The sequence below is a fragment of the Phycicoccus jejuensis genome (assembly GCF_000720925.1).
GTDB classification, from domain to species: domain Bacteria; phylum Actinomycetota; class Actinomycetes; order Actinomycetales; family Dermatophilaceae; genus Phycicoccus; species Phycicoccus jejuensis.
The window spans coordinates 72074-92381 of sequence record NZ_JOEE01000005.1; the positions used below are offsets into that span (position 1 = coordinate 72074).

The following is a 20308-nucleotide window of genomic DNA, read 5'->3' on the forward strand; positions in this document are numbered from 1 at the left end:
GTCGGTCAGGCGGCGCCGCCGGCGGTGCCGGGGGTCGTCTGGTACCCCCCGGCCGGCGTCCCCAGGTAGGGGAAGACGTCGAGGAACGGCGGGTTGGTGTTGCTCGTGCCGTCGGTCAGGCCGCCGGACGCGTCGTCCGGCGTGAACGACGGGTCCACGAGGGGGATGGTCGCCCCGGCCACGGCGCGCAGCTCGATGGCCACGACGTCGTCGATCGGGCGGCGACCGTTGGGGAACCCCGCGGCGTCACCCGCGACGAGCCCGATGGGGTTCGGCTTCTTGGCCGGCGGCACCGCGAGGTTGAGTCGCAGCATGTCCGCCTGGTTCGCGCCGGTGTAGTTCTGGAAGCCCGGCACGACCCCCTTCGGGATGCCCGTCAGGAGGATCGCGAGCAGGTCGGCGCGGTCCTTCTTGTAGGCGGCCAGGCGGGGGAACACCCCGGGGTAGAGCACCGGCAGGAGACCGGCGAGCTCGGGCCGCGCCACGTACTGCGCGAACCGCTTGTCACCGTCGGGCCCGACCGAGTTCCACGTGTCCTTCTCGGCCATCGGGGTGATGACCTCGTTGAACAGCGGGTTGCCCAGCCGCGAGACCTGCCGGAAGGGCCCGGCGTCCTCGGCCTTGCCCTGCCCGACCTTGAGGACGCGGATCTTCTGGCGGCTGGCCGTGGCCCACACCCCGATGACCGAGCGGGTGTCGTCGACGTCCGTCGGCGCCCCGTGGCCGGCCGTGAGGTCGGTCTTGGGCACCTGGATCGCGATGCTGTGGACGTTGAGCCCCTGGGTGCCGTTGACCCCCGCCGCCGCGGCGGACGGGATGAGGTGCGCCATCTGGTAGGGCCGCAGCGTCCCGAGGTCGAAGATGCTGCCGAGGTCGACGTGGAAGCCCTCCGCCCGCTGCCCGGCGAACACGGTGCGCCCGCCCGCGATGCGGTGGACCGCCTGCGCGGCGAGCTTCTCGTAGTTCGGCGTGCTGCGCGGCCCGACGTTGACCGGCGGGCAGGCCAGCCGCTCGGCGAGCGTCGTCCACCCCTTGCCCTTCTCGTACCGCGTCACCGAGTAGTACTGCGGGCGGGTCCACGTCGAGTCGCTGATCGAGGTGATCGGGCCCGTGTTGTAGAGGAAGGTCTTCTTGTTGCGGATGCCGGTGACGAACCGGAACCGGTACACGATGTCGGCCTCGCCGGCCGTCCCCGAGTTGCTGATCTTGATCTCGTAGAGCACGTCGTCGCCGAACTCGTAGAAGTTCGGACCGCCCTGCGGGTTCTGGAAGGGGATGAAGTTGGCGATGAGCGTGACGTGGCTCGGCTTGTCCGGGCTGACGAACGCGTAGACGTCGGTGTTGTCGGCGACGGGGTCCTTGGAGACCTCGGGGGCTTCGCGGTGGGAGGACATCAGGCCTTCCCTCCCGACGCCTTGACGAGCCGGCGGACGAGGGCGGGGTCGTGGACCTCGACCTCCTCCTCGCCGACCATGAGCGAGATGACCCCGGAGCCGGGGTCCTCGATGAACGCGACGAGCACGGCGTTGTCGAGCTCGCCGAGGACCTCGTCCTTGTCACGGACGGTGGCCTGCGCCGCCGTGGCCGTGGCGACGACGGCGATGGCCGTCGTCGACCCCGCCGCCGCCAGGAGGCCGCGTCGTGATGTCCCTGCCATGGTGCTTCCCTTCGTGGGGCGCGGGAGGACCTCCCGCGCGGGAGCGGGCCGCGGACGTCGACCACCTGGGTCCACAGCGACCCGTTGGTGTTCGGAGCCGTGCCCCGGAGCGGATGGGTCGACCCGTCACGGCAGAATGGGCGGGTGCCGACCGACCCCGCCCTCGACCCCTCCGTCGCCGCCCGCCTGAAGCGCGACGAGCACGGTCTCGTCGCCGCGATCGTCCAGCAGCACGACAGCGGTGAGGTCCTCATGCTCGGCTGGATGGACGACGAGGCGTTGCGCCGCACCCTGACCGAGGGCCGCGTGACGTTCTGGTCGCGCAGCCGCCAGGAGTACTGGCGCAAGGGGGACACCTCCGGCCACGCCCAGCACGTGCGCTCGGTCGCGCTCGACTGCGACGGCGACGCCCTCCTCGTCCGCGTCGAGCAGGTCGGCGCGGCCTGCCACACCGGCGACCGCACGTGCTTCGACGCGGGGGACCTCGGCGCGGTCGTCGGGGCGGGCGCATGAGCGCCGCCGAGACGCCGGACCTCGCGTACGGGCAGACCTGGCCGGCGCTCGACGCGTTCGGCGTGCTCGCGCGCGACCGGCGCGTCATCCCCGTCGTCCGGCGCCTCATGGGCGACGCCGAGACACCGGTCGGGGTGTACCGCAAGCTCGCCGGCGACCGGCCCGGCACCTTCCTCCTCGAGTCCGCCGAGCACGGCGGCGTGTGGTCGCGCTGGTCGATCATCGGGGCGGCCAGCCGCGCCACCCTCACCGAGCGCGACGGCGAGGCGCACTGGCTCGGCGAGCCGCCGGTCGGCGTGCCCACCGACGGCCCGGCGACCGAGGCCCTGCGCGCCACGATGGAGGTGCTCGCGACGCCGCCGATCGCCGGCCTGCCCCCGCTGACCGGCGGGATGGTCGGCGCCGTCTCGTACGACGCGGTGCGCCGCTGGGAGAAGGTCCCGAGCGACCTGCCGGACGAGCTCGGGGTCCCCGAGCTCGCGATGATGCTCGCCACCGACCTCGCGGTGCTCGACCACGCCGACGGCTCGATCCTCCTCGTCGCCAACGCCGTCAACTACGACGACACCGACGAGCGCGTCGAGCAGGCCTGGTCCGACGCCGTCGCCCGCCTCGACGCGATGACCGCGGCGCTCGCCGCGCCGGCCCCGAGCACCGTCGCCGTCGTCGACACCGAGGCCGTCGAGTCCGCGATGGCCGGCGTCCGGTCGAACACCACCCGCGAGCGCTACGAGGAGGTCGTCGAGCTCGCCAAGGAGGACATCCGCGCGGGCGAGGTGTTCCAGGTCGTCCTCTCGCAGCGGTTCTCGCTCGACTGCCCGGCCGACCCGCTCGAGGTCTACCGCGCCCTGCGGGCCTCCAACCCGAGCCCCTACATGTACCTCTTCCGCTTCCCGGCACCCGACGGGTCCGACTACGCCGTCGTCGGCAGCAGCCCGGAGGCGCTCGTCCGGGTCACAGGGGAGCGGGCCATCACGCACCCGATCGCCGGGTCGCGGCCGCGCGGCAAGACGCCCGAGGACGACGTCCGGCTCGCCGAGGAGCTGCTGGCCGACCCCAAGGAGCGCGCCGAGCACGTCATGCTCGTCGACCTCGGCCGCAACGACCTCCAGCGCGTCTGCCGCCCCGGCACCGTCGACGTCGTCGAGTTCATGGACGTGCGCCGCTACAGCCACGTCATGCACCTGGAGTCGACGGTCGTCGGTGACACCCGGCCGGGCGTCGGCGCGTACGACGTGCTCGTGTCGACCTTCCCGGCCGGCACCCTCTCCGGCGCCCCGAAGCCGCGCGCGCTCGCGCTCATCGAGCACTACGAGCCCTCGCGGCGCGGGGTCTACGGCGGCGTCGTCGGCTACCTCGACTTCCACGGCGACCTCGACATGGCGATCGCCATCCGCACCGCGCTCGTCCGCGACGGCGTCGCGCACGTGCAGGCCGGCGCCGGCATCGTCGCCGACTCGGTGCCGGCCCGCGAGCACGAGGAGTGCGTCGCGAAGGCCACCGCCGCGCTGCGCGCCGTCGCGACGGCCGGGGCGATGCGGACCGTGTCGTGAGGCGGCTGACCGGCAAGGGCCCCGTCGCCCTCCTCGCGCTGCTCGGCGCGGGCGTCGTCCTCGTCGCCGGGTTCCGGCCGTGGGTCTCCGGCACCGTCGCCGACGCCGTCCTCGGCGGCAGCCGGGTCGAGGCCACCGGCGCGGAGGTGGCGCCCGGGCTCTCGGCGATCGCCCTCGCGGTCGCCGCCGCGGCCGTCGCCGTCGTCGCCGCCGGCCGGGTCGGCCGCACGGTGGCCCTCGTCCTCTGGGCCGGGTGCCTCGTCGTCGCCGGCGCGCTCACCGTCCGGGTGCTCGGCGACCCCTCCGGCGCGCTCGGGCCGGTCGCGGCCACACGCGTCGGCCGCACCGGCACCGTCGAGGCGGTCGCCTCCGCGACGGCGATGCCCTGGGTGGCGCTGCTCGGCGTCCTCGTCGCCGCGCTGGCCCTCGGCTGCGCGCTCGCCGGGGCGCGCCGGTGGGCCGGGCCGTCCCGCCGTTACGAGGCGCCGGGCACGGCCGAGGGCCACGTCGCCGGCCGGCGGGGCGAGCGGGTGGCGAGCGACTGGGACGACCTCTCCGCGGGCCGTGACCCCACCGACGTCGGCGACGACGCCACGACCTGACAGAATCGACACGACGCCACGCCCCGGGCCGACCGGCCCCCGACCCCTTCCGAGGTGGAGCCCCCATGAGCGAGATCGAAGACCACGGCCACAGCCTGGCGGCGTGGACCGCGGTGGGGATCATCATCGTCGCGTCGGCCATCATGTGCCTCGCGGTGATGTTCCCCAACGTCCCGCTGTTCATCGGCGGGGCGGTGCTGGCCGTCGTCGGCGGCATCGCCGGCAAGGTCCTCTCCATGGCCGGGTACGGCGCGGCCGGGCGCGACCGCGGCGAGGCCCCCTCGATCCGATGACCGGCGGTCCTCCCGTGGCCTCCGTCCTCGACTCCATCGTCGATGGGGTCCGTGAGGACCTCGCCGAGCGCGAGGAGCACCTGCCGCTCGAGCGGGTCCGCGAGCTCGCGGCCGCCGCCCCGCCGGCGCTCGACGCCGAGGCGGCGTTCCGGCGCCCCGGTCTCGCGCTCGTCGCCGAGGTCAAGCGCGCGAGCCCGAGCAAGGGAGCGCTCTCGGACATCCCGGATCCCGCGGCCCTCGCCGCCGCCTACGAGGTCGGTGGCGCCAGCGCGATCTCGGTCCTCACCGAGCAGCGGCGCTTCGGCGGCAGCCTCGCCGACCTCGACGCCGTGCGCGCCGCTGTGTCGATCCCCGTGCTGCGCAAGGACTTCGTCGTCACCGACTACCAGGTCTGGGAGGCGCGGGCCCACGGCGCCGACATCGTGCTGCTCATCGTGGCCGCGCTCGACGACGACTTGTTCCGGTCGCTGCTCGCCCGCGTCGGCGAGCTCGGGATGACCGCGCTCGTCGAGGTCCACGACGAGGCCGAGACCCAGCGCGCCGTCGACGCCGGCGCCACCGTCATCGGCGTCAACGCCCGCAACCTCAAGACCCTCGAGGTGCACCCCGACACCTTCTCGCGGCTGCGGCCGCTCGTCCCGGACGGCGTCGTCATCGTCGCCGAGTCGGGCATCACCGGGCCCGCCGACGCGGCGGCGTACGCGGCGCAGGGCGCCGACGTCGTCCTCGTCGGCGAGGCCCTCGTCCGCGACGGCGACCCGGCGGCCGGGGCCGCCGCGATCGTCGCCGCCGGAGCCGTGGAGGCGACCCCGTGACCGACACCACCGACACCACCGAGAGCGGCCTGACGGTCGACGAGCTGCCCCGCCCGGGACGCTTCGGCGACTTCGGCGGCCGCTACGTGCCCGAGGCGCTCGTCCCGGCGCTCGAGCAGCTCGACGAGGCCCGCCAGAAGGCCGCCGTCGACCCCGAGTTCCAGGACGAGCTCGCCCGTCTGCACGCCACGTACACCGGACGGCCGAGCATCATCACCGAGGTGCCGCGCTTCGCCGCGCACTGCGGCGGCGCCCGGGTGGTCCTCAAGCGCGAGGACCTCAACCACACCGGGTCGCACAAGATCAACAACGTCCTCGCCCAGGCCCTGCTCACGAAGCGCATGGGCAAGACCCGCATCATCGCCGAGACCGGCGCGGGCCAGCACGGCGTCGCGACGGCCACCGCCGCCGCGCTCATGGGCCTGGAGTGCACGGTCTACATGGGCAAGGTCGACACCGAGCGCCAGGCCCTCAACGTCGCGCGGATGAAGATCCTCGGCGCGGAGGTCGTCGCCGTCGAGCACGGCTCGGCCACGCTCAAGGACGCGATCAACGAGGCCCTGCGCGACTGGGTCACCAACGTCACGACGACGCACTACGCCATCGGCACGGTCACCGGCCCGCACCCGTTCCCCGAGATGGTCCGCGACTTCCACGCGATCATCGGCGAGGAGGCGCGGGCGCAGGTCCTCGAGCTGACCGGGCGCCTGCCCGACGCCGTCGTCGCGTGCGTCGGTGGTGGCTCGAACGCGATGGGCATCTTCCACCGCTTCGTCCCCGACACCGGCGTGCGGCTCATCGGCATCGAGGCCGGCGGCGAGGGCGTGCAGAGCGGGCGCCACGCCGCCCGCTTCGCCGCGGACGCGACCCCCGGGGTGCTGCACGGCGCCATGAGCTACCTCATGCAGGACACCGACGGGCAGACGGTGGAGTCGCACTCGATCTCGGCCGGCCTCGACTACCCGAGCGTCGGCCCCGAGCACGCCCACCTGCGCGACAGCGGCCGGGCCGAGTACCGCTACGCCACCGACGACGCGGTGATGGAGGCCTTCCGCCTGCTCTGCCGCACCGAGGGCATCATCCCGGCGCTGGAGTCGGCCCACGCCCTCGTCGGGGCGATGGAGGTCGGGCGCGAGCTCGGCCCCGACGGCCTCGTCCTCGTCAACCTCTCCGGCCGCGGTGACAAGGACATGCACACCGCCGCCGCGTACTTCGGCCTCGTCGAGGAGGGCACCCAGTCGTGAGCACCACCCAGGCCACCCGCCTCGGGGAGGTTCTCGAGCGCTGCCGCGCCGAGGGCCGCGCCGCGCTCGTCGGCTACCTCCCGGTCGGCTACCCGAGCGTCGAGGGCTCCATCGAGGCGATGAAGGTCCTCGTCGAGGCCGGCTGCGACATCGTCGAGGTCGGCGTCGCGTACAGCGACCCGGTCATCGACGGCCCGGTCAACCAGGAGGCGATGGCCGCCGCCCTCGCCGCCGGGGTCCGCGTCGACGACGTCTTCACCGCTGTCTCGGCCGTCCGCGACGCGGGCGCCGTCCCGGTCGTCATGACCTACTGGAACCTCGTGCTCAAGCGGGGCGTCGAGGCCTTCGCCGCCGACCTCGAGGCGGCCGGGGGCGCAGGCCTCATCACCCCGGACCTCGTGCCGGACGAGGCCGACGACTGGCTGGCCGCGAGCGAGCGGCACGGCCTGGACCGGGTCTTCCTCGTGGCCCCGAGCAGCACCCCCGACCGCCTCGAGAAGGTCACCTCGGCCTGCCGCGGGTTCGTCTACGCCGCCTCGACGATGGGGGTTACGGGGGTGCGCACCAGCGTCGACACCGACGCCCGCACGCTCGTCGAGCGCGTCCGCGAGGTCACCGACGTCCCCGTCTGCATCGGCCTCGGCGTCTCCACCCGCGAGCAGGCGGCCGAGATCGCCGCCTACGCCGACGGCGTCATCGTCGGGTCCGCGCTCGTGCGGACCCTCGCCGGCGACGGGGAACTCTCCGAGCGGCTCGAGGCGTTGCGCAGTCTGACCACCGAGCTGGCCCAGGGTGTCCGGGAGGGGAAGCGATGAGCACGAGCACCGACGAGGTGGGCACCGCGCCCGCCCCCTGGTACCGCTCGGAGCGTGTCCTCGACGTCGTCGGGCTCGCGGCCCGCCTCTTCCTCGGGGTCGTCCTCGTGTGGGCCGGGTTCGCCAAGGTCGGCCGCCCGCTGACCTCGCAGCGCGCGGTGCAGGCCTACGACCTGCCGTTCCTCTCGTTGGACGTCGCGGGCTGGATCGGCCTCGCGCTGCCCTTCCTCGAGATCGTCCTCGGGGTCCTCCTCGTCCTCGGGCTCTTCACGCGGCCGGCGGCGATCGTGGGGACGCTGCTCATGGTCGTCTTCGTCATCGGGATCTCGCAGGCGTGGGCCCGTGGCCTGACCATCGACTGCGGCTGCTTCGGCGGCGGCGGCCAGGTGGGCGCCAACGAGACGAAGTACCCTCAGGAGATCGCGCGCGACGCCTCGTTCGCCCTCGCCGGCGCGTGGCTCTGGTGGCGGCCGCGCACCCTCGCCTCCCTCGACCGCGTCCTCTTCGGACACTGACCGACCGCACCGAAAGGCATCACCCCCGACATGGCCAAGAACTCGACGAAGCCGAGGCCGGGCAACGCCCGCCAGGCGAAGATCCAGGCGGCGCAGAAGGCGAACGGCGGCGGGGGTGTCAACAAGATCGTCGTCGCGACGGTCGTCGTGGTCGTCGCCATCGTCGCGGTCGTCGGCGGTGTCATCTGGATGGAGACCTCGCAGAAGAACGCCGTGACCGGTGGCGGCAACGCCGTGCCGGCGGGCGCCGCGGGCCTGGGCGCCGGGTACCCGGCGTTCACCGACGTCAAGGCGGTCGCGGGCGCGCCGACGCTCGACGTCTTCGAGGACTTCCAGTGCCCGGCCTGCAAGGCCTTCGAGGACCAGCTCGGCCCGACCGTCGAGTCCCTCGCGAAGGAGGGCAAGGTCAAGGTCGTCTACCACGTGAAGAACTTCCTCGACGACAACCTGCGCAACGACAGCTCCACCAAGGCCGGCAACGCCGCCTTCTGCGCGGCCGACGCGGGCAAGTTCCAGGAGTTCCACGACCAGGCCTACGCCAATCAGCCGAGCGAGGGCGCCGGGTTCACCGACGCACAGCTCAAGGGCTTCGCCTCCGCGGCCGGCATCACCGGCAGCGCGCTGACGACCTGGCAGCAGTGCTACGACGCCGGCAAGTACGTCGACTACGTCAACTCGGTCGAGAAGAAGAGCTTCGAGGACGGCGTGCGCGGCACCCCGACCCTGCGTCTGAACGGCAAGGACCTCGACCTCGGCCAGGTCGGCACCCCCGAGCTGCTGACCCAGGCGATCCAGGACGCCACGAAGTGACCCCGGTGATCCGGCAGGCGGGTCGTCCGGCGTGACGACCTACCTGCCGAGCCCGACGGTCGCGGCCTTCGACCTCGGGCCCCTGACGATCCGGGCGTACGCCCTGTGCATCCTCGCGGGCATCGTCCTCGCGGTGTGGCTGACCGGGCGCCGGCTCGCGGCGCGGGGGGTCGACTCCGGCGTCGCGCTCGACGTGTCGGCCTACGCCGTCATCCTCGGGATCATCGGCGGCCGGCTCTACCACGTCATCACGACGCCCGAGCCGTACTGGGGCGAGGGCGGGCACCCGCTCGACGCGCTGAAGATCTGGAACGGCGGCCTCGGCATCTGGGGCGCGATCGCGCTCGGCGCGGTGGGCGTCTGGATCGGCTGCCGCCGGGCCGGCGTCCCCTTCCTCACCTTCGCCGACGCCGCCGTGCCGGGCGTCGCCTTCGCCCAGGCGATCGGCCGGTGGGGCAACTGGTTCAACAACGAGCTGCACGGCGGCCCGACCACGCTCCCGTGGGGGCTGACGGTCCACCAGTGGGACCAGGCCGCCGGCCGCGCCGTCACCGACGCCTCCGGCAACGCCGTCGTGGCGGGTGTCTACCACCCGACGTTCCTCTACGAGTCGCTCTTCCTCCTCGTCCTCGGGTTCGGGCTCCTCGCGCTCGACCGGCGTCGTCGCCTCGCGCCCGGGCAGCTGCTCGGCTTCTACGTGGCGGGGTACCCGGTCGGGCGCATCGTCGTCGAGAAGATGCGCACCGACGAGGCCGAGCTGATCCTCGGCCAGCGGCTCAACGTGTGGACGAGCGTCCTCGTGTTCCTCCTGGGCGTCTGGATCGTGTGGCACACCGGCCGCCGGGCCCGCCGGGCCGAGCCCGAGCAGGTCGACGAGCCGGCCGCGGAGGCGTCCACGGCGGAGCACCCCGAGTCCCAGGATGTGGGATAGCGACGCTCGAATGGCAAGACGCGGGGGGCCGGGGATAGCATTCCGGCACGTGGCCAGAGACGTCCGCGCCTGACCTTGCCGTGCCCGGTCCCGCGAGGGGCCGTCGACCCCCGAGGACGGTGATCCGACGTGACCGTCGCCCGCTTCTCCGCCCAGCCCGACGACGTCGGGCTGTACCGCCGCGAGCACGAGCACGACGCGTGCGGTGTGGCGATGGTCGCGACGATGCGAGGGAGCGCGGGCCACGACATCGTCGCCCACGCCCTCGACGCGCTGCGCAACCTCGACCACCGCGGCGCCACCGGCGCCGACCCGCTCGTCGGTGACGGCGCCGGCATCCTCACCCAGGTGCCCGACGCCTTCTTCCGGGCCGTCGTCGACGCCGAGCTGCCGCCCGCCGGCGCGTACGCGGCCGGGATGGCCTACCTGCCGACCGACGCCGCCGAGCGCGAGAGCGCGCAGGAGCGCATCGAGGCGATCGCCGCCGAGGAGGGCCTGCGGGTCCTCGCCTGGCGCGACGTGCCCGTCGTCCCCGACCTCGTCGGCGAGGCCGCCCGCGCGACGATGCCCTGCTTCCGTCAGCTCTTCGTCGCGTCGCAGGAGGGCCTCACGGGCATCGAGCTCGACCGGGTCGCCTTCGTCCTGCGCAAGCGCGCCGAGCGCCAGGCCGAGGTCTACTTCCCGTCGCTGTCGGCCCGCACGGTGGTCTACAAGGGGATGCTGACCACGGGTCAGCTGGAGCCGTTCTTCCCGGACCTCTCCGACGAGCGCTTCGCCACCGAGCTCGCCCTCGTGCACTCGCGCTTCTCGACCAACACCTTCCCGAGCTGGCCGCTGGCGCACCCCTACCGGCTCATCGCGCACAACGGCGAGATCAACACCGTCAAGGGCAACCGCAACTGGATGCACGCCCGCGAGAGCATGCTCGCGTCCGACGTCCTGCCCGGCGACCTCTCGCGCATCTCGCCGATCTGCAGCCCGGAGGCCTCGGACTCCGCGTCCTTCGACGAGGTCCTCGAGCTGATCCACCTCGGCGGGCGCAGCCTGCCCCACGCGGTGCTCATGATGATCCCCGAGGCCTGGGAGAACCACGCCTCGATGGACCCCGCCCGCCGCGCGTTCTACGAGTTCCACTCGACCTTCATGGAGCCCTGGGACGGCCCGGCCGCCGTCTGCTTCACCGACGGCACCCTCGTCGGGGCTGTCCTGGACCGCAACGGCCTGCGTCCCGGCCGCTACTGGGTCACCGACGACGGTCTCGTCGTCCTCGCCTCCGAGGCCGGTGTCCTCGACCTCGAGCCCGAGAACGTCGTGCGCCGCGGCCGCCTGCAGCCCGGCCGGATGTTCCTCGTCGACACCGCCGCCGGGCGGATCGTCAGCGACGAGGAGGTCAAGTCCGGCCTCGCCGGCGAGCACCCCTACGAGGAGTGGCTGCACGCGGGACTCATCGGCCTGAAGGACCTGCCCGAGCGCGAGCACATCGTCCACACCGCCGCCTCCGTCGCGCGCCGCCAGCGCACCTTCGGGTACACCGAGGAGGAGCTCAAGATCGTCCTCGCGCCGATGGCCCGCACCGGCGCCGAGGCCCTCGGGTCGATGGGCACCGACACGCCGATCGCGGTGCTCTCGGAGCGGCCGCGGCTCGTCTTCGACTACTTCACCCAGCTCTTCGCGCAGGTCACCAACCCGCCGCTCGACGCCATCCGCGAGGAGCTCGTCACCTCGCTCGCCGGCTCGATCGGGCCGGAGGGCAACCTCCTGGACGCCAACCCGGCCCACGCCCGTCAGGTCGTCCTGCCGTTCCCGGTCATCGACAACGACGAGCTCGCGAAGATCGTCCACATCAACGCCGACGGCGACCTGCCCGGCTTCGAGACCGTCGTCGTCCGCGGCACCTACGACGTGAGCGGCGGCGAGGCGGCCCTGCGCGCCCGCCTGCACGAGATCTTCGCCGAGGTGTCCGAGGCCATCGCCGGCGGAGCACGCTTCGTCGTCCTCTCCGACCGCGACTCCGACCGCGACCTCGCGCCGATCCCGTCGCTCCTGCTCACCTCGGCGGTCCACCACCACCTGATCCGCGAGAAGACCCGCACGCAGGTCGGCCTCGTCGTCGAGGCCGGCGACGTCCGCGAGGTACACCACGTCGCGCTCCTCGTCGGCTACGGCGCCGCCGCGATCAACCCCTACCTCGCGATGGAGTCCGTCGAGGACATGGTCCGCCGCGGCGACATCACCGACGTCACCGAGGAGAAGGCGGTCGCCAACCTCATCAAGGCGCTCGGCAAGGGTGTCCTCAAGGTGATGTCGAAGATGGGCATCTCCACCGTCGCGTCCTACCGGGGCGCCCAGGTGTTCGAGGCGATCGGGCTCTCGCAGGGGCTCGTGGACGAGTTCTTCACCGGCACGGTCAGCCAGCTCGGCGGCATCGGCCTCGACGTCGTCGCCGCCGAGACCGCGGCCCGGCACGGGATGGCCTACCCGCCGGACGGCATCCGCCAGGCGCACCGCAAGCTCGTCGTCGGCGGCGAGTACCAGTGGCGCCGCGAGGGCGAGCCGCACCTCTTCGACCCCGAGACGGTCTTCCGGCTCCAGCACGCGACCCGCCAGCGCCGCTACGACGTCTTCAAGCAGTACACGCAGCGGGTCGACGAGCAGTCCGGCCGGCTGATGACCCTCCGCGGGCTCTTCGAGCTCGGCGGCGCGTCGCCGCGCGAGCCCGTGCCGCTCGAGGAGGTCGAACCGGTCGAGTCCATCGTCAGGCGGTTCTCCACCGGCGCGATGAGCTACGGCTCGATCAGCAAGGAGGCGCACGAGACGCTCGCCGTCGCGATGAACCGCCTCGGCGCGCGCTCGAACACCGGCGAGGGCGGCGAGGACGTCGACCGGCTCCTGGACCCGGTGCGCCGCTCGGCCATCAAGCAGGTCGCCTCGGGCCGCTTCGGCGTGACGTCGATGTACCTGACCCACAGCGACGACATCCAGATCAAGATGGCCCAGGGCGCCAAGCCCGGTGAGGGCGGCCAGCTGCCCGGCCCCAAGGTCTACCCGTGGGTCGCGCGGACCCGGCACTCGACGCCCGGCGTCGGCCTCATCAGCCCGCCGCCGCACCACGACATCTACTCGATCGAGGACCTCGCGCAGCTGATCCACGACCTCAAGAACGCGAACCCGCAGGCGCGGGTCCACGTCAAGCTCGTCTCCGAGGTCGGGGTCGGGACGGTCGCAGCGGGGGTCAGCAAGGCGCACGCCGACGTCGTCCTCATCAGCGGCCACGACGGCGGCACCGGTGCCGCGCCGCTCACGTCGCTCAAGCACGCGGGCGGCCCGTGGGAGCTCGGCCTCGCCGAGACCCAGCAGACGCTCGTCCTCAACGGCCTGCGCGACCGGATCGTCGTCCAGGTCGACGGGCAGATCAAGACCGGCCGCGACGTCGTCGTCGCCGCGCTGCTCGGCGCCGAGGAGTTCGGCTTCGCCACCGCGCCGCTCGTCGTCTCCGGCTGCGTGCTCATGCGGGTCTGCCACCTCGACACCTGCCCCGTCGGCATCGCGACCCAGAACCCGGAGCTGCGCAAGCGCTTCTCTGGGCAGCCCGAGTTCGTCGAGACCTTCTTCGAGTACATCGCCGAGGAGGTGCGCGAGCACCTCGCCGCACTCGGCTTCCGGAGCATCGAGGAGGCGATCGGCCAGATCCAGCACCTCGACGTGAGCAAGGCCGTGCAGCACTGGAAGGCGTCGGGGCTCGACCTCGGGCCGGTCCTCGCGGCCGTCGAGAGCCCCGACGGCTCGGGCATCCGTCACCGCGTCGCCCAGGACCACGGCCTCGAGAAGGCGCTGGACCACCAGCTCATCGCCGCGGCCCGCGACGCGATCGACCACGGCGAGGCGGTGCAGGCGCGCTTCGCGATCCGCAACGTCAACCGGACGGTCGGCACGATGCTCGGCCACGAGGTGACCAAGGCGCACCCGGACGGGCTCGCGGACGGCACGATCGACCTCACTCTCACCGGCTCCGCCGGGCAGAGCTTCGGGGCGTTCCTGCCGGCCGGTGTCACGCTGCGGCTCGAGGGCGACGCCAACGACTACGTGGGCAAGGGCCTCTCCGGCGGCCGCGTCGTCGTCCGGCCCGCCCCGGGGTCGGCGCTCGTCGCCGAGGAGAACGTCATCGCCGGCAACGTCATCGGCTACGGCGCGACCTCCGGCGAGCTGTTCCTCCGCGGCCGGGTCGGCGAGCGCTTCTGCGTCCGCAACTCCGGCGCCACCGCCGTCGTCGAGGGCGTGGGCGACCACGGCCTCGAGTACATGACCGGTGGCACGGCGCTCATCCTCGGCCCGACCGGGCGCAACGTCGCGGCCGGCATGTCCGGTGGTGTGGCGTACGTCCTCGACCTCGACCACGACCGGGTCAACCCCGAGCTGGTCGACCTCCTGCCGCTCCGGCCGGACGACGAGCTCGTCGTCCACGACCTCCTCGAGCGCCACGTCCGGTGGACCGACTCGGGTGTCGCGGCGCGGCTCCTCGCCGACTGGGGCAGTGCCCGGTCGGCCTTCACCCTCGTCCTCCCGCGCCAGTACCAGCGCGTCCTCGACGTGCGGGCGCAGGCGGAGACGGAGGGACTCGACCCCGACGGCCCCCAGGTGTGGGAGCGGATCATGGAGGCCTCCCGTGGCTGACCCCCAGGGTTTTCTCAAGACGCGTGAGCGCGAGCTGCCGCGCCGCCGCCCGGTCCCGGTGCGCATCCGGGACTGGAAGGAGGTCTACGAGGCGCAGGCGGTGCCCGAGCTGCAGCGTCAGGCCGGTCGCTGCATGGACTGCGGGATCCCGTTCTGCCACAGCGGCTGTCCGCTGGGCAACCTCATCCCCGAGTGGAACGACCTCGCGTGGAAGGGGGAGTGGCGCGAGGCCATCGAGCGGCTCCACGCCACGAACAACTTCCCCGAGTTCACCGGTCGGCTCTGCCCGGCGCCGTGCGAGTCGGCGTGCGTCCTCGGCATCAACCAGCCGCCGGTCACCATCAAGCAGGTCGAGGTGACGGTCGTCGACCGCGCCTTTGAGAACGGCACGATCCTGCCGGTCTCGCCGGAGCGGCTGTCCGGCAAGACCGTCGCGGTCGTCGGCTCCGGCCCGGCCGGCCTCGCGGCCGCCCAGCAGCTGACCCGCGCCGGGCACACCGTCGCGGTCTACGAGCGGGCCGACCAGCCCGGCGGCCTGCTGCGCTACGGCATCCCCGAGTTCAAGATGGAGAAGGCCGTCCTCGACCGGCGCATCGCGCAGATGAAGTCCGAGGGCACCCGCTTCCGCACCGGCGTCGACGTCGGTGGCGACCTCACCGGGGCCGACCTGCGCAAGCGGTTCGACGCGGTCGTCGTCGCCATCGGCTCGACCGTGCCGCGCGACCTGCCGGTCCCCGGCCGCGAGCTCGACGGCGTCGTCCAGGCGATGGACTTCCTGCCGCCGGCCAACCGGGTCGCGCTCGGGCAGAGCGTCGAGAACCAGGTGACCGCCACCGGCAAGGACGTCGTCGTCATCGGCGGCGGCGACACCGGCGCCGACTGCATCGGCACGGCGCACCGGCAGGGCGCCCGCTCGGTGACGAGCCTCGAGATCATGCCGCAGCCCGGCATCGATCGCGCCGACGCCCACCCGTGGCCGACCTACCCGATGCTCTTCCGCGTCGCCTCGGCGCACGAGGAGGGCGGCGAGCGGGTCTACGCGACGACGACGAGCGAGGTCGTCGGCGACGACCAGGGCCGGGTGCGGGCGCTGCGTCTGCACGAGGTCCGGATGGGCGAGAACGGCTTCGAGAAGGTCGAGGGCTCCGAGCGCGAGATCCCGGCCCAGCTCGTGCTCCTCGCGATGGGCTTCCTCGGGCCGCAGCCCGGCGGGCTGCTCGAGCAGCTCGGGGTCGACAAGGACGAGCGCACGAACGTCGCGCGCGACGGCCACTTCATGTCGTCGGTGCCGGGCGTGTTCGTCGCCGGCGACGCCGGCCGCGGGCAGTCGCTCATCGTCTGGGCCATCGCCGAGGGACGATCGGTCGCCCACGAGGTCGACGCCTGGCTCATGGGCAAGCCGTCGCGGCTGCCCCGGCCGGTTGCGCCGACGGACCGTCCGCTGACGGTCTGAGCCGGCACCCCGGTCCGACCTCCCGCCCGACACAGGGCTTCGTCCGCGAGACCCCGGTTCCGAGCCGGGGTCTCGCGGACATTTCGGGGTGACCCCGAAATGTGGAGGCGCGTGGGGCCGGTGGGGTTCGGCGGGGGAGCGACCGCGATGTGGCCCGCGTCACGATGGAAGCGGTTGCACCGATAGGCTCGGCGGCATGCGTCGTGCCAAGATCGTCTGCACCCTCGGCCCCGCCACCTCCAGCGCCGAGAACCTGCGAGAGCTCGTCCGGGCCGGGATGGACGTGGCCCGCCTCAACCTCAGCCACGGCGTCCACGCCGACCACGAGCAGGTCTACCTCGACGTCCGCCGCGCGAGCGACGCCGTCGGCCGCGCGGTCGGCGTCCTCGTCGACCTCCAGGGCCCGAAGATCCGCACCGCACGGTTCGCGGACGGCCCCGTCGTCCTCCAGAGCGGCGCGACCTTCACGATCACCACGCGCGACGTGCCGGGAGACGTCACCGAGGTCGGCACGACGTACGAGGGGCTGCCGGGCGACGTCCACACCGGCGACCGCATCCTCATCGACGACGGCAAGATCGCGCTCATCGCCACCGACGTCACCGAGACCGACGTCGTCTGCCAGGTCCTCGAGGGCGGCCCGCTGAGCAACAACAAGGGCATCAACCTGCCGGGCGTCGCCGTCTCGGTGCCGGCCCTGTCCGAGAAGGACGAGGACGACCTGCGCTGGGGCCTGCGGGTCGGCGCCGACATGATCGCGCTGTCGTTCGTCCGCAGCGCCGACGACATCCGCCGCGTCCACGAGATCATGGACGAGGAGGGCCACCGCCTCCCGGTCATCGCGAAGATCGAGAAGCCGCAGGCCGTCGAGAACCTCGACGAGATCATCCGCGCCTTCGACGGCGTCATGGTGGCCCGCGGGGACCTCGGCGTCGAGATGCCGCTCGAGCAGGTCCCGCTCGTGCAGAAGCGTGCCTGCGAGATCGCCCGCCGCCGGGCCAAGCCCGTCATCGTCGCGACGCAGGTGCTCGAGTCGATGATCGAGAACAGCCGCCCGACCCGCGCGGAGGCCTCCGACGCCGCGAACGCCGTCCTCGACGGCGCCGACGCGCTCATGCTCTCCGGCGAGACGAGCGTCGGCAAGAACCCGTTCGCCGCGGTCCGGACGATGGCCCGCATCATCGAGAACACCGAGACGCACGGCCTGCACCGCATCCGCCCGCTCGGCACCCGGCCGAACTCCAAGGGCGGCGCCGTGACGGCCGCGGCCGCCGAGATCGGCGAGCTCCTGGGGGTCAAGTACCTCATCACGTTCACCGAGGGCGGCGACTCCTCGCGGCGCCTGTCGCGGGTGCGCCCGCGCATCCCGATGCTCGCCTTCACGCCCAACCAGTCCACGCGCAGCCAGCTCGCGCTCACGTGGGGCGTCGAGACCTTCCTCGTCGGCAAGGTGCGGCACACCGACGAGATGGCCATGCAGGTCGACGAGGTGCTCATGGGGCTCGGCCGGGTCCAGGAGGGCGACCAGGTGGTCATCGTCGCGGGCTCGCCCCCCGGCATCCCCGGCTCGACGAACGCCCTGCGCGTGCACAAGGTCGGCGACGCCAAGAACCGGGTCGCACCGGCCTACGTCGAGGCGGCGAAGCACGGACACGCCTGAGGCCGGCACGGTGGCCCTCGATATGCTGTCCACGCCCCGGCCGGGGTGGTGGAACGGCAGACACGGCGGACTCAAAATCCGCTGCCCGCGAGGGCGTGCGGGTTCGAGTCCCGCTCCCGGCACATGACCCAGAGTGCAGCCACCACCAAGCGCGTCCTCGTCGCCGAGGACGAGGCCATCATCCGGCTCGACCTCGCGGAGATGCTCCGCGAGGCCGGGTACGACGTCGTCGGCCAGGCCGGCGACGGCGAGCAGGCCGTCGAGATGGCCCGCTCGCTGACCCCGGACATCGTCATCATGGACGTCAAGATGCCCGTCATGGACGGGCTGACGGCCGCCGAGACGATCGGCGCCGAGCGCATCTGCCCGGTCGTCATGCTCACCGCGTTCAGCCAGCGCGAGCTCGTCGAGCGCGCCCGCGACGCCGGCGTCATGGCCTACGTCGTCAAGCCCTTCACCGCGAGCGACGTGACGCCGGCGCTCGACATCGCCCTCTCGCGCTGGAGCGAGCTCAAGCAGCTCGAGGCCGAGGTCGCGGACCTGGGGGAGCGGCTCGAGACGCGCAAGGCGGTCGACCGCGCCAAGGGCGTGCTCATGGCCAAGCTGAAGATCAGCGAGGCCGACGCGTTCCGGTGGATCCAGAAGACCGCCATGGACCGGCGGATGGGGATGCGCGAGGTCGCCGACGCCGTCGTCGCCGGCATGGAGAAGAGCTGACCGGATCCGTGGGCCGGGAGCGGTCCCACGACGGGATCCGCGGGGCGCGTCGGGCCGTTCGGACCGGTTCCGGCCATCCGGACTTTCCTCGGGCGCCTACGGGGGCATAGTGTCCGGTGTCGGTGCGGTTCCCGCGGGGGACCACCGTCGGACAGGAGGCGAACGTGGCGCGACGACCCGTCGAGGTGGCTGCCGTCGAGGGTGACCTCGAGGCCCTCACCGCGCTCTGGCGCGAGGCGAAGGTCGACGCCGGGACGAGCCCCGAGGTCTGCGCCCGCGCCATCTCCGACGGCCGCCTCTCGAGCGCCCTCCAGCGTCCCGGCGTGCAGGCGTTCATCGCCACCCTCGAGGGCGAGCCCGCCGGCTACGTCATCACGACCGACAACCCCTTCGGCCTCGCGCCGAGCCCCGAGGTCGCCATCGAGCAGCTCTGGGTCACCCCGGTCGCCCGGCGCCACGGCGTCGCGAAGCAGCTCCTCGCCGCGGTGCTCGCGGCGGCCGAGCGCGCCGGCTGCGAGCAGGTCGTCTCCAACGTCCCCACGACGAGCCGCGAGGCCAACCGGTTCTTCGCCCGCCTCGGCTTCGGCTCCACGGTCACCCGTCGCGTCGTCGCCACGGGCACCCTGCGGCGCCGGATCGCGCCCGAGACGGCCGACACCGGCCTCGAGCTGACCCGGCGCCGGCGCAGCCTGCGCCAGCGGGCCTTCTCGACTCGCTCGGCCTGAGCCGGCCTCCCCGGCGGCCGGGCCCGTTCAGGCCTTGGCGCGTAGGAGGCCGAGCCGCTCCGACGGGGCGCCGGGCAGGATGCCGCTCGCGGTGAGGCCGCAGCGCTTCTCGAGCACCTCGGCGAGGACCGAGCGGTAGTCGGTCGTCGCCTTGAGGTCACCCGCCTGCGTCTGGTCGGGGGCGACCCCGGGCCAGGTGCCGTAGACCTTGCCGCCGTTGACGCCACCGCCGAGGACGAAGCTGAAGTTGCCGTAGCCGTGGTCGACGCCCCCGGAGCCGTTCTCGGTGACGCGGCGGCCGAACTCCGACAGCGTCACGAGGGTGACCCGGTCGGCGGCGCTGCCCAGGTCGGTCATGAACGCGGCGAGCGCCTTGCCGACCTCGCTCAGCTGGCCGAACATCCACCCGCCGGTGCTGGACCCGAGGTCGGTGTGCATGTCCCAGTTGCCGGAGTCGATGCTCACCGCGCGCAGGCCGACGCCGGCCTTGACGAGGCGGGCGGTGTCGCGCAGCGCGTCGCCGAGGCCGCCCGAGGGGTAGGTCGCGCCGTTCGCCGGGGTGTAGCCCGCGGTCCGCAGCGTGCCCGCGGTGGTCAGCGCGTCGAGGGCGGTCCGGGCGGGGGTCGTGATGGCGTCGGCGTCGCCGGCGTGCATCGCCCGCAGCGCCGTCGTCCAGCGGGCGGTCTCCGTCGCGTCCCACGCCCCGCTGAGGGTGAAGGAGTCGACCGAGCGCATCGAGAGGTCGGAGGTCAGGTCCCCGAGGAAGGATCGCGGGGCGGTCGTCGAGCCGATCGTGGTCCCCGCGAAGGGGCCGGGGGTGGTCGTGGCGCCGACCATGCGGTCGAGCCAGCCGGTACGGATCGAGGAGCCGGGGGCGGCGCGCTCCATCTCGTCCATGTCGGTGAAGTGCGAGCGGGTCGGGTTGGGCTGCCCGACGGCGTGGACGACGGCGAGGCTGCCCGCGGTGTAGAGCGGCAGGAGCGGCGCGAGGGCGGGGTGCAGGGCGAAGCGGGTGTCCAGCGCGAGGCCCCGGGACTGGGGGATCGCGATGGAGGGCCGTGCGGTGTAGTAGGCGGGGTCGCCGACCGGCGGGACGACGGACAGGCCGTCGATGCCGCCGCGGAAGGAGAGCACGACGAGGGTGTCGCCGGTGTAGCCGGCGTCCGCGAAGGTCAGGCGGGTCATCGCCTCGGCCGGTCCGGCGAGGGCGAGGGTGGCGCCGGCCGCGCCGAGGACGGAGGCGCCGGCGAGCAGCGCGCGGCGGCTGGGGGCCATCGCGGCGAGTCCCTCGGGGCAGCCGCAGGTGGGGGTGCTGGTGGTGGTCATCGGGGCGC

The 20308-nt window shown here is 73.2% G+C and carries 18 protein-coding genes and 1 tRNA gene; 16 read left to right on the top strand and 3 right to left on the bottom strand.

From position 1 onward, the window contains the following. Positions 1 to 5: 5 nt before the first annotated feature. Both IG69_RS0111515 and IG69_RS0111520 read right to left on the bottom strand, forming a co-directional pair. A complete protein-coding gene (locus IG69_RS0111515) occupies positions 6 to 1394 on the bottom strand; it encodes a DUF4331 domain-containing protein (protein ID WP_030528318.1) in 1389 nt (462 codons plus the stop codon). After that, positions 1394 to 1657 carry a hypothetical protein gene (locus IG69_RS0111520; RefSeq protein WP_030528319.1) on the bottom strand — a complete coding sequence of 88 codons (264 nt, stop codon included), beginning with the start codon at positions 1655 to 1657 and terminating at the stop codon, positions 1394 to 1396. The genes IG69_RS0111515 and IG69_RS0111520 overlap by 1 nt, the downstream gene beginning before the upstream one ends. 144 nt (positions 1658 to 1801) lie before the next feature. Here IG69_RS0111520 and hisI point away from each other — a divergent pair, with 144 nt between their 5' ends. From hisI to IG69_RS0111600, 16 genes are all read left to right on the top strand, one after another. Continuing rightward, positions 1802 to 2170 carry a phosphoribosyl-AMP cyclohydrolase gene (hisI, locus tag IG69_RS0111525; RefSeq protein ID WP_030528320.1) on the top strand — a complete coding sequence of 123 codons (369 nt, stop codon included), beginning with the start codon at positions 1802 to 1804 and terminating at the stop codon, positions 2168 to 2170. Continuing rightward, positions 2167 to 3723, top strand: coding sequence for an anthranilate synthase component I (locus IG69_RS0111530; protein WP_030528321.1), 1557 nt, complete (start codon positions 2167 to 2169; stop codon positions 3721 to 3723). Before hisI ends, IG69_RS0111530 begins: the two co-directional genes overlap by 4 nt. Then, positions 3720 to 4325, top strand: coding sequence for a Trp biosynthesis-associated membrane protein (locus tag IG69_RS0111535; protein ID WP_051750474.1), 606 nt, complete (start codon positions 3720 to 3722; stop codon positions 4323 to 4325). Before IG69_RS0111530 ends, IG69_RS0111535 begins: the two co-directional genes overlap by 4 nt. A 65-nt stretch (positions 4326 to 4390) precedes the next feature. After that, positions 4391 to 4618, top strand: coding sequence for an HGxxPAAW family protein (locus tag IG69_RS0111540; RefSeq protein ID WP_030528323.1), 228 nt, complete (start codon positions 4391 to 4393; stop codon positions 4616 to 4618). A 14-nt stretch (positions 4619 to 4632) separates the two neighbouring features. Next, positions 4633 to 5433: an indole-3-glycerol phosphate synthase TrpC gene (gene trpC / locus IG69_RS0111545; protein ID WP_245616132.1), complete on the top strand. Its 801-nt coding sequence runs from the start codon at positions 4633 to 4635 to the stop codon at positions 5431 to 5433. Beyond that, a complete protein-coding gene (gene trpB, locus IG69_RS0111550) occupies positions 5430 to 6677 on the top strand; it encodes a tryptophan synthase subunit beta (protein WP_169742058.1) in 1248 nt (415 codons plus the stop codon). Before trpC ends, trpB begins: the two co-directional genes overlap by 4 nt. Further along, positions 6674 to 7492 (top strand): tryptophan synthase subunit alpha, encoded by an 819-nt coding sequence (gene trpA / locus IG69_RS0111555; protein ID WP_030528326.1) that lies wholly within the window; start codon positions 6674 to 6676, stop codon positions 7490 to 7492. Before trpB ends, trpA begins: the two co-directional genes overlap by 4 nt. Next, positions 7489 to 8007, top strand: coding sequence for a MauE/DoxX family redox-associated membrane protein (locus tag IG69_RS0111560; protein ID WP_030528327.1), 519 nt, complete (start codon positions 7489 to 7491; stop codon positions 8005 to 8007). Before trpA ends, IG69_RS0111560 begins: the two co-directional genes overlap by 4 nt. 30 nt (positions 8008 to 8037) lie before the next feature. Further along, positions 8038 to 8817 (top strand): DsbA family protein, encoded by a 780-nt coding sequence (locus IG69_RS21055; RefSeq protein ID WP_051750475.1) that lies wholly within the window; start codon positions 8038 to 8040, stop codon positions 8815 to 8817. Between the two features lie 31 nt (positions 8818 to 8848). Then, complete coding sequence (lgt, locus tag IG69_RS0111570; RefSeq protein ID WP_036829873.1) at positions 8849 to 9748, top strand: prolipoprotein diacylglyceryl transferase; 900 nt, start codon at positions 8849 to 8851, stop codon at positions 9746 to 9748. A gap of 129 nt (positions 9749 to 9877) precedes the next feature. Beyond that, on the top strand, positions 9878 to 14419 hold the full coding sequence (gene gltB / locus IG69_RS0111575) for a glutamate synthase large subunit (RefSeq protein ID WP_030528330.1): 4542 nt from the start codon (positions 9878 to 9880) through the stop codon (positions 14417 to 14419). After that, positions 14412 to 15872, top strand: a complete 1461-nt coding sequence (locus IG69_RS0111580) for a glutamate synthase subunit beta (RefSeq protein WP_030528331.1) — start codon at positions 14412 to 14414, stop codon at positions 15870 to 15872. Before gltB ends, IG69_RS0111580 begins: the two co-directional genes overlap by 8 nt. Before the next feature lie 196 nt (positions 15873 to 16068). Next, positions 16069 to 17532 (top strand): pyruvate kinase, encoded by a 1464-nt coding sequence (gene pyk / locus IG69_RS0111585; protein ID WP_030528332.1) that lies wholly within the window; start codon positions 16069 to 16071, stop codon positions 17530 to 17532. 39 nt (positions 17533 to 17571) lie between these two features. Then, positions 17572 to 17654, top strand: a tRNA-Leu gene (locus IG69_RS0111590). A 1-nt stretch (position 17655) separates the two neighbouring features. Next, positions 17656 to 18249: an ANTAR domain-containing response regulator gene (locus IG69_RS0111595; RefSeq protein WP_030528333.1), complete on the top strand. Its 594-nt coding sequence runs from the start codon at positions 17656 to 17658 to the stop codon at positions 18247 to 18249. Between the two features lie 164 nt (positions 18250 to 18413). After that, positions 18414 to 18974: a GNAT family N-acetyltransferase gene (locus tag IG69_RS0111600; protein WP_169742059.1), complete on the top strand. Its 561-nt coding sequence runs from the start codon at positions 18414 to 18416 to the stop codon at positions 18972 to 18974. Positions 18975 to 19001: 27 nt separating this feature from the next. Here the strand turns inward: IG69_RS0111600 and IG69_RS0111605 are convergent, their stop codons facing one another. Continuing rightward, positions 19002 to 20300, bottom strand: coding sequence for a DUF1501 domain-containing protein (locus tag IG69_RS0111605; protein ID WP_051750477.1), 1299 nt, complete (start codon positions 20298 to 20300; stop codon positions 19002 to 19004). Positions 20301 to 20308 lie beyond the last annotated feature (8 nt).

Bases quoted from the DNA above. Each gene is read 5' to 3' on its own strand.
- IG69_RS0111515 (WP_030528318.1), bottom strand. From the start codon at position 1,394: ATGTCCTCCCACCGCGAAGCCCCCGAGGTCTCCAAGGACCCCGTCGCC.
- IG69_RS21055 (WP_051750475.1), top strand. From the start codon at position 8,038: ATGGCCAAGAACTCGACGAAGCCGAGGCCGGGCAACGCCCGCCAGGCG.
- IG69_RS0111540 (WP_030528323.1), top strand. From the start codon at position 4,391: ATGAGCGAGATCGAAGACCACGGCCACAGCCTGGCGGCGTGGACCGCG.
- IG69_RS0111530 (WP_030528321.1), top strand. From the start codon at position 2,167: ATGAGCGCCGCCGAGACGCCGGACCTCGCGTACGGGCAGACCTGGCCG.
- IG69_RS0111595 (WP_030528333.1), top strand. From the start codon at position 17,656: ATGACCCAGAGTGCAGCCACCACCAAGCGCGTCCTCGTCGCCGAGGAC.
- IG69_RS0111560 (WP_030528327.1), top strand. From the start codon at position 7,489: ATGAGCACGAGCACCGACGAGGTGGGCACCGCGCCCGCCCCCTGGTAC.
- IG69_RS0111520 (WP_030528319.1), bottom strand. From the start codon at position 1,657: ATGGCAGGGACATCACGACGCGGCCTCCTGGCGGCGGCGGGGTCGACG.
- pyk (WP_030528332.1), top strand. From the start codon at position 16,069: ATGCGTCGTGCCAAGATCGTCTGCACCCTCGGCCCCGCCACCTCCAGC.
- IG69_RS0111605 (WP_051750477.1), bottom strand. From the start codon at position 20,300: ATGACCACCACCAGCACCCCCACCTGCGGCTGCCCCGAGGGACTCGCC.